Source organism: Phenylobacterium sp. (assembly GCF_036563385.1).
GTDB lineage: Bacteria > Pseudomonadota > Alphaproteobacteria > Caulobacterales > Caulobacteraceae > Phenylobacterium.
Genome location: NZ_DATCML010000015.1, coordinates 89,245 through 101,135 on the forward strand (window position 1 = coordinate 89,245; position 11,891 = coordinate 101,135).

General features: G+C 70.2%; 14 protein-coding genes and 1 tRNA gene. 5 read left to right on the forward strand and 10 right to left on the reverse strand.

The annotated features are described in order from the left end of the window. Positions 1–45 precede the first annotated feature (45 nt). Positions 46–318 (forward strand): SEL1-like repeat protein, encoded by a 273-nt coding sequence (locus VIL67_RS15425; RefSeq protein ID WP_332049799.1) that lies wholly within the window; start codon positions 46–48, stop codon positions 316–318. 34 nt (positions 319–352) lie between these two features. Here VIL67_RS15425 and VIL67_RS15430 read toward each other — a convergent pair whose 3' ends face one another. The 6 genes from VIL67_RS15430 to VIL67_RS15455 form a co-directional block, all read right to left on the reverse strand. Further along, positions 353–541: a hypothetical protein gene (locus tag VIL67_RS15430; protein WP_332049800.1), complete on the reverse strand. Its 189-nt coding sequence runs from the start codon at positions 539–541 to the stop codon at positions 353–355. Positions 542–817: 276 nt separating this feature from the next. Continuing rightward, positions 818–1,510, reverse strand: a complete 693-nt coding sequence (locus tag VIL67_RS15435; RefSeq protein ID WP_332050201.1) for an MIP/aquaporin family protein — start codon at positions 1,508–1,510, stop codon at positions 818–820. Between the two features lie 29 nt (positions 1,511–1,539). Further along, complete coding sequence (locus tag VIL67_RS15440; RefSeq protein WP_332049801.1) at positions 1,540–1,740, reverse strand: arsenate reductase/protein-tyrosine-phosphatase family protein; 201 nt, start codon at positions 1,738–1,740, stop codon at positions 1,540–1,542. 11 nt (positions 1,741–1,751) lie between these two features. Then, a complete protein-coding gene (locus VIL67_RS15445) occupies positions 1,752–2,105 on the reverse strand; it encodes an ArsR/SmtB family transcription factor (protein ID WP_332049802.1) in 354 nt (117 codons plus the stop codon). 56 nt (positions 2,106–2,161) lie between these two features. Then, positions 2,162–2,641, reverse strand: a complete 480-nt coding sequence (locus VIL67_RS15450) for an ArsI/CadI family heavy metal resistance metalloenzyme (protein WP_332049803.1) — start codon at positions 2,639–2,641, stop codon at positions 2,162–2,164. 150 nt (positions 2,642–2,791) lie between these two features. Next, a tRNA-Ser gene (locus VIL67_RS15455) sits at positions 2,792–2,881 on the reverse strand. Between the two features lie 212 nt (positions 2,882–3,093). Here VIL67_RS15455 and VIL67_RS15460 point away from each other — a divergent pair. Further along, complete coding sequence (locus VIL67_RS15460) at positions 3,094–3,900, forward strand: class I SAM-dependent methyltransferase (protein WP_332049804.1); 807 nt, start codon at positions 3,094–3,096, stop codon at positions 3,898–3,900. 11 nt (positions 3,901–3,911) lie between these two features. Here VIL67_RS15460 and kynU read toward each other — a convergent pair whose 3' ends face one another. Continuing rightward, positions 3,912–5,138, reverse strand: coding sequence for a kynureninase (kynU, locus tag VIL67_RS15465; RefSeq protein WP_332049805.1), 1,227 nt, complete (start codon positions 5,136–5,138; stop codon positions 3,912–3,914). Between the two features lie 128 nt (positions 5,139–5,266). Here kynU and VIL67_RS15470 point away from each other — a divergent pair, with 128 nt between their 5' ends. Next, positions 5,267–6,988 (forward strand): CocE/NonD family hydrolase, encoded by a 1,722-nt coding sequence (locus VIL67_RS15470; protein WP_332049806.1) that lies wholly within the window; start codon positions 5,267–5,269, stop codon positions 6,986–6,988. A gap of 60 nt (positions 6,989–7,048) precedes the next feature. Here VIL67_RS15470 and VIL67_RS15475 read toward each other — a convergent pair whose 3' ends face one another. Continuing rightward, on the reverse strand, positions 7,049–8,140 hold the full coding sequence (locus tag VIL67_RS15475) for a hypothetical protein (protein ID WP_332049807.1): 1,092 nt from the start codon (positions 8,138–8,140) through the stop codon (positions 7,049–7,051). Between the two features lie 103 nt (positions 8,141–8,243). Between VIL67_RS15475 and VIL67_RS15480 the strand changes: the two genes are divergently transcribed. Next, on the forward strand, positions 8,244–8,366 hold the full coding sequence (locus VIL67_RS15480) for a hypothetical protein (protein ID WP_332049808.1): 123 nt from the start codon (positions 8,244–8,246) through the stop codon (positions 8,364–8,366). Between the two features lie 332 nt (positions 8,367–8,698). Here the strand turns inward: VIL67_RS15480 and VIL67_RS15485 are convergent, their stop codons facing one another. Beyond that, positions 8,699–9,235, reverse strand: coding sequence for a sigma-70 family RNA polymerase sigma factor (locus VIL67_RS15485; protein ID WP_332049809.1), 537 nt, complete (start codon positions 9,233–9,235; stop codon positions 8,699–8,701). 230 nt (positions 9,236–9,465) lie between these two features. Here VIL67_RS15485 and egtB point away from each other — a divergent pair, with 230 nt between their 5' ends. Continuing rightward, a complete protein-coding gene (gene egtB, locus VIL67_RS15490) occupies positions 9,466–11,679 on the forward strand; it encodes an ergothioneine biosynthesis protein EgtB (RefSeq protein WP_332049810.1) in 2,214 nt (737 codons plus the stop codon). Here the strand turns inward: egtB and VIL67_RS15495 are convergent. After that, on the reverse strand, positions 11,676–11,888 hold the full coding sequence (locus VIL67_RS15495; RefSeq protein WP_332049811.1) for a con-10 family general stress protein: 213 nt from the start codon (positions 11,886–11,888) through the stop codon (positions 11,676–11,678). The genes egtB and VIL67_RS15495 overlap by 4 nt on opposite strands. Positions 11,889–11,891: the final 3 nt, after the last annotated feature.

The following is an 11,891-nucleotide window of genomic DNA, read 5'->3' on the forward strand; positions in this document are numbered from 1 at the left end:
GGCTCCTCGAACGGGAGCGGCCGGTCATGAAGGGACTAGAGGATCATGCCTGCGAGCATGGAAGTCGTTTCCGAAGGCCTGCCGCTGCCGACGCCGGACGCGTCCGGCGACGAGCTGTTCCGCCTCGGCCTGCTGTACTCCACTGGCCAGGGCGGCGCCCCGCTGGACTATGTGTCGGCGCATATGCTGTTCAACCTGGCCGCCATGCGCGGCTCGGTGGAGGCCAAGGTCTACCGCAAGGAGCTGTCCGCCGAGATGGGCTCGGACGCCATCGCCGAGGCGCAGCGCCAGGCGCGCGAGTGGCTGGCCCAGGGCTGAGCCCGGCGCCCGCGGCGGGCCTCGCGGTCCGGGCTTAGGCGGGCCGCTGCTCGCGGAAGAGCGTGCGGCCGTTCTCCTGCACCTCGATGGCGAGATGTTCGCCCGAGGCGCCCAGTTCCCGCAGCGCGAGCTCCCGCGCCCGCTGCTCGTCCGCCGCGATGACGAATTGCAGGGTGGGCGCCGCGTAGCGCTTGTCCTCGATGAAGAAAGAGAATGTCCGCATCGCCGTCCCCGTCTGGCGACTAGATATTGTCACGCGCCATCAGCTAACGCCTCAAGCCATGTTATTTGCACGCGGGAATTGCAGCGACCTTCCGTCGCGCGTTCCAGGATCCCCCGGCGCGGCCTGGGGGGACGCGCCGGGGGCCGACGGAACGGCCGCCAAAGAGGGACGGGAGGCGACCGTCTGCCCATCCAACGACCGCGGTGCGGCGCTTCATCCCGCCAGACGCCGAAAAAAGTGCTGACGGCGGAAGGCGTTCGGAACCGGCGGGCCGCCTCACAAGCGGCCTGATGGCTCTGGCCTCAGCAGCCACCCAAAGAGTCCAAGGGCGAGCAGCGCCCCCACAAGCTGCGCTCCGATGAAGACCGGCGCCGAGGAAGGCGAGATACCGGCGAACGTGTCGGAGAAGCTGCGCGCCACCGTCACTGCTGGATTCGCGAAGGAGGTGGAGGCCGTGAACCAGTAGGCTGAGGTGATGTAGAGGCCCACGGCGAACGGGGTGAAGTCGGGACGAAAGCGGAGCGTGCCGAGGATCGTGGCCACGAGACCGAAGGTGGCGACCACTTCGGACCAGGCCTGGGCGGCGCCGCCGCGGAAGTGTGTCGACACCTGCAGTATTGGTTCAGCGAACATGGCGTGCGCAGCCGCGACGCCGAGGAGGCCGCCGGCGACCTGAGCCGCCGCGTACGCTGCGGCCAGTCCCGGGCCGAGTTCGTGCCGCAGGGCGAACACGAGCGTCACCGCCGGATTGAAGTGCGCGCCCGATATCGGCCCGAAGATGGTGATCAGCACGACGAGGGCGGCGCCCGTGGCGAGCGTATTGCCCAACAGCGCCACGGCGACGTTTCCCGCGGCGAGGCGGTCGCCCATGATCCCCGAGCCGACTACCACGGCCAGGAGAAGTGCTGTCCCGAGAGTCTCAGCCGCCAGGCGCCTCGCGGGTCCGAACGCTTCACGCGGTGGCTCCAGGGACGCGTCGTCCGGACGCTTCCGCCCGGTCACCGGGCCTTCGACCGGAAGTCCGACAGCGGGAATCCCAAGCTTTCCAGGATGGGGGCTGTGTGGGGGTTCACCCGACCGGTCGGCATCGATCCGGCCGAGTAGGCCCTCACGCGGCCCTCGGCCAGCTTGTTCATGAGGGCTTCCGCCATGATCGAGCGCGCCGAGTTGCCCGTGCAGAGGAAGAGTACGTTGTGCACTTGACCGGTTCCTAACAGGCGCTGCCTTCGCCGACGCACGAGCGGCTGGCGACGCCAGCCAGGGGCGCACAGATCAGCGGGTTCCCGGCGCAGCAGTCTTCCATAAGGAAGGCCAGCAGCCCGCGCATCTGGTCATAGGCGGCGCTGTAGATGATCGACCGCCCATTGCGGCGCGACACGACCAGCCCTGCGGCGTTCAGAATGTTGAGATTGCTCGACAGCGTGTTCGGCAGCACGCCCGTGGCTCGCGCTATGTCGCCAGCAGCCATGCCGTCGCTCCCGGCCCGGACGAGCAGCCTGAAAATGTCGAGGCGGCCTTCATGGGCGAGCGCCGACAGGGCCGTAACGGCGGAGTTCGTTTCCATAGTTCGTGGTTAGTCGAAATTGACGACGACGGCGTGACAAACTCCGCCTCAACGGCTCAGCAGCAGGCGGCCTGCGCCTGCGCCTGCGCCTGGGCGGGTTCCGGCTGGGGGCTCCCGCAGCAGGCGCTGGCGACGGCCTGCGGCTCCGGCAGCTTTTCGTCCTCGCCGTACCGGGTGGCCTCACCGAAGGTGTAGAAGGTTTCCCAGCGCAGCCCAGCTGGATCGCTGACCCACGACTTGTCCGACTTCGCGTAGCAACAGGTGGTCGCTTCCTGATCGAAGGTGGAATTTCCCGCCGCCTTCAGGCGTGAGGCCAGAACGCCGAGTTCGTCCGCCGAGTCCACCTGGATCCCCACGTGGTCGAGCCCCGGCGCGCGGGCCCGCTGACTGATGGCGAAGTTCACCAGCGGATCGTCGAGCATCCACTTAGCGTAGTCGTCCTTCACCACCGAAGGCGGCGCGCCGAAAAGGCTTTCGTAGAAGCTGATCGACTGGTTCAGGTCGGGCACGCTCACGTGCAGGTGCAGGCGCTTCATGGGCAGCTCCGTGGTTGCTCCGACTTCTATATTTCGAGAAACATCGAATCGGCAAGCTGCGCAGCGGCGCCGACGCGTTGAGCAGGCAAGGGCGCGGAACGCTCCCCCGGCCGCCGGGAGGCGCGGAACATCACAGATTTCAGAAGGATTTGGCGGTGACGGAGGGATTCGAACCCTCGATACCCTTTCGAGTATGACGATTTAGCAAACCGTTGCCTTCAGCCACTCGGCCACGTCACCAGCTTGATTTGGTTCGGGTTTTCTCCCGCTCCAGCGCGGCCGCCGCAGCCTTCCGGAGAAGGCCCGGCCGGCAGTCCCGCCGGGGACGCACTCCATAGCCGAAAGGCGGGGTGCGGGGCAACGGGCCACAACGCGCGCTCGGCGCCCTGCGGGCTTGGTTCGGCGCGCCGTTTCACGCTAGTCGGGCGCCTGACCTAGTCCAGGGGAGTTCGATGAGCGGGCCGTTGACGCGGGGTGTCGCCGACAAGGCGCGTGAGGTCGTGCGGCAGTGGCCGGAGGTTCCCGGCCTCCACGACGTCGAGACGCTCCTGCGTGTGCTGGCCAAGTGGCGTTCGCAGGTGCTCGGCCTGACCTACCAGTCCCACCACGGCCCGACGATCATGGGCGGCCTGTTCGCCGGCATGACATACCTGGACGAGACGGCCGAGGGCAGCCTGATCAGCCGCATGCTGGGGACCTACGAAGCCGCCCTCCAGCCGCACATCCAGGCGATCATCGACGAGGGCGTGGACTGCGTGCTCGATGTGGGGTGCGCCGAGGGCTACTACGCCGTCGGCATCGCGCGCCGCTGGCCCGCGCTCACGGTGCATGCCTTCGACATCGACCCTCGCGCCCGGGCCAAGTGCGCCGAGCTCGCCGCCCGCAATGGCGTTTCGGACCGGGTGATCATCGGCGAGGCTTTCAAGCCCGAGGATTTCGAGGCCTACGCCGGGCGTCGCACCCTGGTGCTGGTGGACGCGGAGGGCGCCGAACTCGACATCTTGCAGCCGGCGCTTGGTCCCGCCCTGGCCGGCATGTCGGTCGTCGTCGAGACCCACGACGTATGGCGTCCGGGCGCCCTGGCCGAGCTTAAGGAGCGTTTTCAGCCGTCGCACGACATCGTGCAGGTGGATGGCCTGCACGGGGAGGCGGCGCTGCCCGACTGGCTGCTGCGGCTGAGCGAACTCGACCAACTGCTGGCGCAGTGGGAATGGCGTCACCGGCTGACGCCCTGGCTGGTGATGCGCCCGAAGGCGTAGGGCGGGACAGTCTAGGTCACCGCCGCCCGCGCCCGGAACTCAGGCCTCTCCCAGGCGCCGGTCGCCAGCACCTCCTCCAGGATCTCGGCCGCCCGCCAGACGGCCTCGTGGCTGAGGTACAGCGGCGCGAAGCCGAAGCGCATCAGGTCGGGGGCCCGGAAGTCGCCGATCACCCCGCGGGCGATCAGCGCCTGGACGATCGGATAGCCGTCGGGATGGGCGAACGAAACGTGCAGCCCGCGCTGGGTCCGCGCCCGCGGGGTGGCGAGCTCGACCCCGAACCGGCCGCAGCGGCGCTCCACCTCGGCGATGAACAGGTCGCAGAGCGACTGGCCCTTGGCTTCGATGGCCGCGGGATCGGCCTGCGCCTGCAGGTCCACGCCCGCCTCCAGCGCGGCCAGCCCCAGCACGGAAGGCGTGCCGCAGAGCTGGCCCCGGATGTCGCCAGACGGGCGATAGCCGTCCTCGAAGGCGAAGGGCTCGGCATGGCCCATCCAGCCGGACAACGGCGAGCGGATGCCGTTCAGGTGCCGCTCGGCGACGAACAGGAAGGCCGGGGCGCCGGGCCCGCCGTTCAGGTACTTGTAGCCGCAGCCCACCGCCAGGTCCGCCCCGCAGCCGTTCAGGTCCAGCGCCACGGCGCCTGCGCTGTGGCTGAGGTCCCAGAGCACCAGGGCGCCCACGGCGTGCGCCGCCGCCGTCACCGCCGCCATGTCCCACCGGCGCGCGGTCCGGTAGTGCACGTGCGTCAGCACCAGCACCGCCACCTCGTCAGTGAGGCTGTCCAACACCGCGTCGGGAGCCACCGCCCGCAGCTCCGCGCCGGCCGTGCGCGCGAGGCCCTCCAGCACATAGAGGTCCGTGGGGAAGTTGCCGGTCTCGGAAAGGATCACCCGGCGGCCAGGCCGCAGCTCAAGCGCGCCCGCGGCCAGCTTGAAGAGGTTCACCGATGTGGAATCGGCCACCGCCACCTCGTGCGGCTTGGCGCCCACCAGCCCGGCGATCTTGCCGCCCACCCTAAGCGGCGCGGCCATCCAGCCGTTGACGTTCCAACTGGTGATCAGGTCGCGGCCCCATTCCCGCGCGGCGACGTCGCGCAGCCGGTCGAGCGCCGCCGTGGGCGGCGGCCCCAGCGAGTTGCCGTCGAGGTAGATCACCCCCTCCGGCAACTGGAAGGCGTCACGGAAGCGGGCGAGGGGGTCCTGGGCGTCCAGCGCCCGGGCGTCGTCGCGGGTCATGGGCGCTCCTTACGGCGGGAAGGACGGGCCGCAAAGCGCATGCTTAGATGCGGCCCGCGGACCCGCTCCGCGCTCATTTCGACCAAAGCCATTTCAGCGGGCGCAACGACCCGCGGGGGAAACGAAGGATGATCCAGCTCAGGCGCCTTGCCCTGGCGTCGGCCGTCGCGCTGTCGCTGGCCGCCGGCCACGCCGCACCCACTCTCGCCCAGTCGGCGCCGGCCGCCGCCGAAGCGGCCTGGCCCGGCCTGCCGCCGGGCGCCGTGGAGGAATACGCCGTCATGCGCGACGGCGTGCGGCTCGCCGCCAACGTCTTCAAGCCAGCCGGGAAGGGGCCGTGGCCCGTGGTGCTGTCGCGCACGCCCTACCTGAAGGACGGCCGGCGCAGCGAGCAGAACCCGAACCCCTCCGAGCAGCTCGCCAAGCAGGCCAAGCGCTACACCGACGCCGGCTATGTCTTCGTGCTGCAGGACGTGCGCGGCAAGGGCCGCTCGCAAGGCTTCTACGCCGCCTTCGAGAACGACATCGAGGACGGCTACGACAGCGTCGAGTGGGCGGCCGCCCAGCCGTGGAGCAACGGCAAGGTGGGCATGACCGGAGGCTCGGCCCTGGGCATCACCGCCAACTCGGCCGCCATGGCCAACCCGCCGCACCTGGTCACGGCCTATGTGGTCGTCGCGCCCGCCGACCGGCTTTCCTACAGCTATCCCGGCGGGGTGCTGAAGGAGAAGGACACCATCGGCTGGCTGCGCGGCCAGGGCGTCGCGGAGGACGTGCTCACCCGCACCCGCCAGCGCGCCTTCGACGACGTGAGCTGGAACCGCGTCGCCATGACCACGAACCGCAAGTACATCGACATCCCGATCTTCAACGTCGGCGGCTGGTACGATATCTTCAATGGCGGCACCGTCGACAACTTCACCTGGCTGCAGAACCAGGGCGCGCCCGGGGCGCGGGGCAATCAGAAGCTGATGATGGGCCCCTTCGGGCACGGCGCCCTGTCGGGCGACCTGGAATACCCCGGCAACGACCGACTCGCGCTGGGCGGCGACCAGGAAATCCGTTGGTTCGACTACTGGCTGAAGGGCGTCGACAACGGGATCATGGACGAGCCTCCGGTCAGCTACTTCATGATGGCCTCTGCGCGGAAGGGCGCCCTGTCCGCCAAGAACCGCATGCTGACCTCCGCCAACTGGCCGCCGGCCTACCATGAGGCGCGCTACTACCTCACTGACGACAAGGGGCTCACCGGGAAGGCGCCCACCAAGCCCGAGGAGAAGCTCAGCTATCGCTTCGATCCCGCGAAGCCCGTGCCCACCTTCGGCGGCGCGAACCTGACGTTCGAACGTGGGCCGATGGACCAGCGGGCCGTCGGCCAGCGGCAGGACTACCTGCGCTTCCAGACGCCCGTGCTGGACAAGGACGTTGCCATCGCCGGGCCGGTGAAGATGGAGCTCTGGGCCGCCACCGATGGGCCCGACACCGACTTCGTGGTCAAGCTGGTGGACGTCTATCCCGACGGCTACGAGGCCCTGATCCTCGACGCCCCGATCCGCGCCCGCTTCCGCAACGGCCGCATGCCGCAGGACGTGCGGATGATGACGCCCAACGCGCCCGAGAAGCTGTCGATCGATCTGTGGCCGACGGCGCTGACGTTCGAGAAGGGCCACCGCATCGCCGTGCACGTGACCTCGTCGAACTATCCCCGCTTCGAAGTGAACCCGAACACCGGCGAGCCGGCGGGGGAGGGGAAGCTGAAGCCGCGCGTCGCCACGAACACGATCTACATGGACGCCACCCGGCCCTCGGCCATCGTCCTGCCGGTCATCTATCCGGCGGATGTGAAGTAGCGTGACAGAAAAGGCCCCGGAGCTCGCGCTCCGGGGCCGCTTCGTCACGAGGCCTGTCGCCTAGTGCTGGCGATCCTCGCCTTCGCCATCGTCCTTGCGATCCTCAGCGTCCTTACGAGTGTCCCAGCCGTCAGCCGCGGCCTGGACCTGGGGCGGGGCCTTGCCGAACTCACCTCCGGCGTTGACCACCTTGTCGCTGTCCTGAGCCCCGCCGCCGGTGTGGCCGGTAGACTGGCCGCCGGTCTGGGTCAGCGCCGGGCTGGTGGTCATCGCCGAGGGGCTCTCCAGCTTGCCGGAGGGCTGGTTGTCGCCCATCCCGAAGCCTGCGCCGCCGTGGCGGTGATAGTCGTTGGTCTCGGGGCCGATGTGGTTCTGGGCCATGCCCGTCGAGGTGTTCCGCTGCGAGCGCCACTCGTGGAAGTTCTTCCCGAAGGTGTCGCGACGCTCGGTGCGGAATTTCCGGTACTCGTTGTCGTACTGCTCGTGCTGGTGACGGCGCCATTCCTGGTAGTCGCGGTCATGGCCGCGCAGCTGCTCGTCGCGCCAGCGGGTGTAGTCGCCGTCGAACTCGTGGCCCTGCTGCGGATGGTAGGCGTAGTCGTGCGGCGCGCCGAACTCCTCGACGCCGCTGGCCCGCGGGTTCAGCTCGGTGTGGCCGTAGGGGCTCGAGCCTTCCGGCCGCCATTGTTCCCGCTCGTTGCGGCCGCCGCCACGCGAGCCTTCCTGGCCCCGGTTGCGATCGCCGCCGCCTTCGAGGCCGTATTCCTGGCCGCCATAGCCGCCCTGCGAGCCGCGGCCATAGTCGCCGCCCTGCCGGTCATAGCCCGAGCCGTAGCTGGTGCGGTCCTGGTCGAACCGGGAGCCGTAGCGGTCGCGCCGCCAGGCCTGGTCCTCGCCCTCGCCACGGCCGCCGCGCCAGCCGCCGCCGCCCTGTGCGCCCCGCCAGCCTTCACCATATCGGGCCTGGTCGGAATTGAAGCGGCCCTCGCCGCCGCCCATTCCGCCGCCGCCCATTCCGCCGCCGAACGAGCGGCGCTCGTCATCCCGTCCCTGACGACCGCCCATCTGGCGCTGCTCGTCCTCCTGACGCCAGCGATCGCGATCACGGCCCTGGCCGCCGCCGAAGCCTCGATTGTCGTCCCTGTTGGCCATTGCGGTTTCCTTCCACGTGAGGTGTCGCCCCTCAACCGGCGAGGCCGAACGGCTGTTCCGGATTGTCGCAGAGCCTGCGGCGACGCTTGCAGGGGCGGGGGCTTTGCACGACATCCCGGCCATGAACCGCCGCCACGCCCGGAACCGCGACGACGTCGCCGCCCTCGACGCGGCGCTCGCCCGCCTGTTCCTCGGCTACGAGGTGCGCGCGGGCCGGACCGCATAAAGTCGGTGGTCGACCAGCTGGACGAGGGCCCCGAGGTCCGGCTTCGGCGCAACCGCGCCTGAGGCCGCCGCGTCTCACCCTCTCTCCCCAATCTCTCTCTGGATCGTCATGGCCGGGCTTGTCCCGGCCACCCATGATCTCCGCGCCCGCCGGTTGGAACGCGCAATCCCATCCGCGCGGCTCGGCGCCGGCCGGTGCTCATGGGGTCCCGGGGCGAGCTCGGGGGTGACGGTGGGGCGGGAGACGCAGCTTGGGTCCCGGCTTTCGCCGGGAAGAGCGGAAAAGGTGGTGCGGAGCAGGGGCGCGGAGCTCGGCGACAGCCGGGCGGGGCCTCAGGCGCGGGCGGCGATCACGTCGTCGAGGGCCATGACGTCCGTGGCGTCCTCGGCGTCCATGATCTTCAGCAGGCGGGCGCGGGCGCGGTTGACCCGGCTCTTTATGGTGCCGAGCGCGCAGCCGCAGATCTCGGCGGCTTCTTCATAGGAGAGGCCGGCGGCGCCCACCAGGATCAGGGCCTCGCGGTGCTCGTCCGGCAGCTGCTGCAGGGCCACCTGCAGGGAGCGCATGGCCACCGACCAGTCCTGCGTCGGCGCGGCCTTGAGGGTGGAGGCGTACTCGCCGGTCTCGTCGCGCACCTCGCGGCGGCGGCGCAGCACATTGGTGTAGTAGGTGTTCCGCAGGATGGTGAAGAGCCAGGCGCGCAGGTTGGTGCCGGGTTCGAACTTCTCCCGGTTGGTCCAGGCCTTGATCAGGGTGTCCTGCACGAGATCGTCGGCGTCCGAGCCGTTGTGGCTCAGGGACCAGGCGAAGGCTCGCAGCGCAGGGATCAATCCGACGACTTGGTCGCGCCAACTGGTCGTCGCGTTCATGGCGCCCTCTTTATCGGCCCAACCCGGGGCTCTTCTTAGCAATCTGCCGTCTTTGGCGCGGGATGAACGCAACCCCTTCTCATCTGTTCCGGCACAGGCTGGGGAGAAAGCGCCCGCCTTTTCCGGATCTTCCCAGCCCTGGAGACGTTTGGTCGAGCCTGGGGGCAGCTTCACAATTGAGATGCGGCGAACGCCTCCCTATCTGCTGAGCTGAAGCAGGCGGAGGGCCCATGGCGCGATCACCGGATGAGTTCGCGCTGCGGTCCCACGCCGGCGACGCCGCGCCGGAGGCGGCCGCCCGCTATCGGGTCGTGCGGCACGCCACCGAGGCCTTGACCCGGAGCCTGACGGCCGAGGACCAGCTCGCCCAATCCATGCCTGACGCCAGCCCCACCAAGTGGCACCTGGCGCATACCAGCTGGTTCTTCGAGACCTTCCTGCTCGGGCCCCACCTGCCAGGCTACCGGCCGTTCGATCCGCGCTTCGGCTTCTTGTTCAACTCCTACTACGAGGCGCTGGGGCCGCGGCAGCCGAGGCCGCAGCGGGGCCTCCTGACCCGCCCGTCGCTCGCCGACGTCATCGCCTATCGCGCCCACGTGGACGCGGGCATGGAGCACCTGCTGGCCGGAGAGCGGGCAGGGGCACGGGAGGTGGAGGCGCTGCTCGCCCTCGGCCTCGCCCACGAGGAGCAGCATCAGGAGCTGATCCTGATGGACATCCTCCACCTGTTCGCCTGCTCGCCGCTGAAGCCCGCCTACGCGCCGCCCAGGCGCACAGCGGACGGGCCCGCGGCGCCGCTCGGCTTCGTGGACCTGCCGGGCGGGCTGGTGGAGATCGGGCATGACGGCGAGGGGTTCGCCTTCGACAACGAAGGACCGCGCCACAAGGTCTGGCTGGAGCCCTTCCGCCTCGCGGACCGGCTGGTCACCAACGGCGAGTGGCTGGCGTTCATGGGCGACGGCGGCTACCGGCGCTCGGAGCTCTGGCTGTCCGAGGGCTGGGCGCGGGCCCAGGCCGAGGGCTGGGAGGCGCCGCTCTACTGGGAGCCCGCGGGCGAGGCCTGGCACGTGATGACCCTCCACGGCCTGCGGCCGCTGGATCCGGCGCTCCCGGTCAGCCACGTCAGCCTCTACGAGGCCGAGGCCTACGCGACCTGGGCCGGCGCCCGCCTGCCCACCGAGGCCGAGTGGGAGCACGCCGCCGGCCGGGCGACGGCCGACGGCGCCTTCCTGGGCGACGGCCGCCTGGCGCCCGCGCCCGCCCAGCCGGGCCCCGGCCTGAAGCAGATGTTCGGCGATCTGTGGGAGTGGACGCGCAGCGCCTATGCGCCCTATCCCGGGTTCCGCCCGGCGCCCGGCGCCGTCGGCGAGTACAACGGCAAGTTCATGGCCAGCCAGTTCGTCCTGCGCGGCGGGGCCTGCGTCACGCCCGCCGGCCATGTGCGGCCGAGCTACCGCAACTTCTTCTATCCCCACCAGCGGTGGATGTTCTCGGGCGTGCGGCTGGCCAAGGACGGCCTCTCCGGCGCCGCCACCTTCGAGGAGGACGTGGTCGAAGGCCTGTCGCGGCCGCAGAAGTCCGTGCCGCCCAAGTACTTCTACGACGCCGAGGGCTCGCGCCTGTTCGAGGCGATCTGCGAGCTCGCCGAGTACTACCCGACCCGCTCCGAGACGGCCCTGCTGCGTTGGGTGGCGCCCGAGATCGCCGCGGCCATTCCCGCCGGCGCCGCGCTCGTGGAGTTCGGCAGCGGCGCGAGCGTCAAGACCCGCCTGATGCTGGACGCGGCCGCCCAGATCGCCGTCTACGCGCCCATCGACATCAGCCCCGACGCGCTCGCCGCCGCCGCCCGGGCGGTCGCGGCGGACTATCCGAAGCTGACCGTGGCGCCGCTGGTCGAGGACTTCACCCGCGCGCTGGCGCTCCCGCGCGAGACGGCGGGACGGCCGGTGGTGGGCTTCTTCCCCGGCTCCACGATCGGCAACTTCACGCCCGCGGAGGCGCAGGCCTTCCTGACCCGGGCGCGGGGCCTGCTGGGCGACGGCGCGACCTTCGTCGTGGGCATCGACCTGGTCAAGAACGAGGAGACCCTGGTGGCCGCCTACGACGACGCGCTGGGCGTCACGGCGGCGTTCAACCGCAACCTGCTGGCCCGGATCAACCGGGAGCTGGGGGGCGATTTCGACCTCGACGCCTTCCGCCACCGCGCGGTCTGGAACGCCACCGAGAGCCGCATCGAGATGCACCTGGAAAGCACAAAGGCCCAGACCGTCCAGGTGGCGGGCCGGGCCTTCGCTTTCTCCGCCGGTGAGACCCTCCACACCGAGAACTCCTACAAGTTCACCGTCGAGGGGTTCGCCCGCCTGGCGGAGGCGGCGGGCTGGCGGCTCGAGCGGGACTGGGTGAGCCCGTCTCCCGCCTTCGCCTTGGTCTTGCTCAGGGCTTAGCTTTCGCGGCCCCGGGTGCGGCCGCCGCCGCGGCTGGCTTCACCGCCCTTGCGGCCGGCGGAGGCCGCCAGGTCGCGATCCTTGGCGAAGCTGCGCTTCTCGCCGGGCACGGAGGCCCCGCCCTTGCGGGCGATCTCGCGACGGCGTTCGGGGTTCATGGCGGCGAACCCTCGGCGGGCTCGCGGTTTTCCAGTGTCAACGCTGGCCATCAG

Coding starts and splice junctions, on each gene's coding strand:
- VIL67_RS15425 (WP_332049799.1), top strand. CDS start 46: ATGCCTGCGAGCATGGAAGTCGTTTCCGAAGGCCTGCCGCTGCCGACG.
- VIL67_RS15430 (WP_332049800.1), bottom strand. CDS start 541: ATGCGGACATTCTCTTTCTTCATCGAGGACAAGCGCTACGCGGCGCCC.
- VIL67_RS15445 (WP_332049802.1), bottom strand. CDS start 2,105: ATGGAAACGAACTCCGCCGTTACGGCCCTGTCGGCGCTCGCCCATGAA.
- VIL67_RS15450 (WP_332049803.1), bottom strand. CDS start 2,641: ATGAAGCGCCTGCACCTGCACGTGAGCGTGCCCGACCTGAACCAGTCG.
- VIL67_RS15460 (WP_332049804.1), top strand. CDS start 3,094: ATGAGCGGGCCGTTGACGCGGGGTGTCGCCGACAAGGCGCGTGAGGTC.
- kynU (WP_332049805.1), bottom strand. CDS start 5,138: ATGACCCGCGACGACGCCCGGGCGCTGGACGCCCAGGACCCCCTCGCC.
- VIL67_RS15470 (WP_332049806.1), top strand. CDS start 5,267: ATGATCCAGCTCAGGCGCCTTGCCCTGGCGTCGGCCGTCGCGCTGTCG.
- VIL67_RS15475 (WP_332049807.1), bottom strand. CDS start 8,140: ATGGCCAACAGGGACGACAATCGAGGCTTCGGCGGCGGCCAGGGCCGT.
- VIL67_RS15485 (WP_332049809.1), bottom strand. CDS start 9,235: ATGAACGCGACGACCAGTTGGCGCGACCAAGTCGTCGGATTGATCCCT.
- egtB (WP_332049810.1), top strand. CDS start 9,466: ATGGCGCGATCACCGGATGAGTTCGCGCTGCGGTCCCACGCCGGCGAC.
- VIL67_RS15495 (WP_332049811.1), bottom strand. CDS start 11,888: ATGGCCAGCGTTGACACTGGAAAACCGCGAGCCCGCCGAGGGTTCGCC.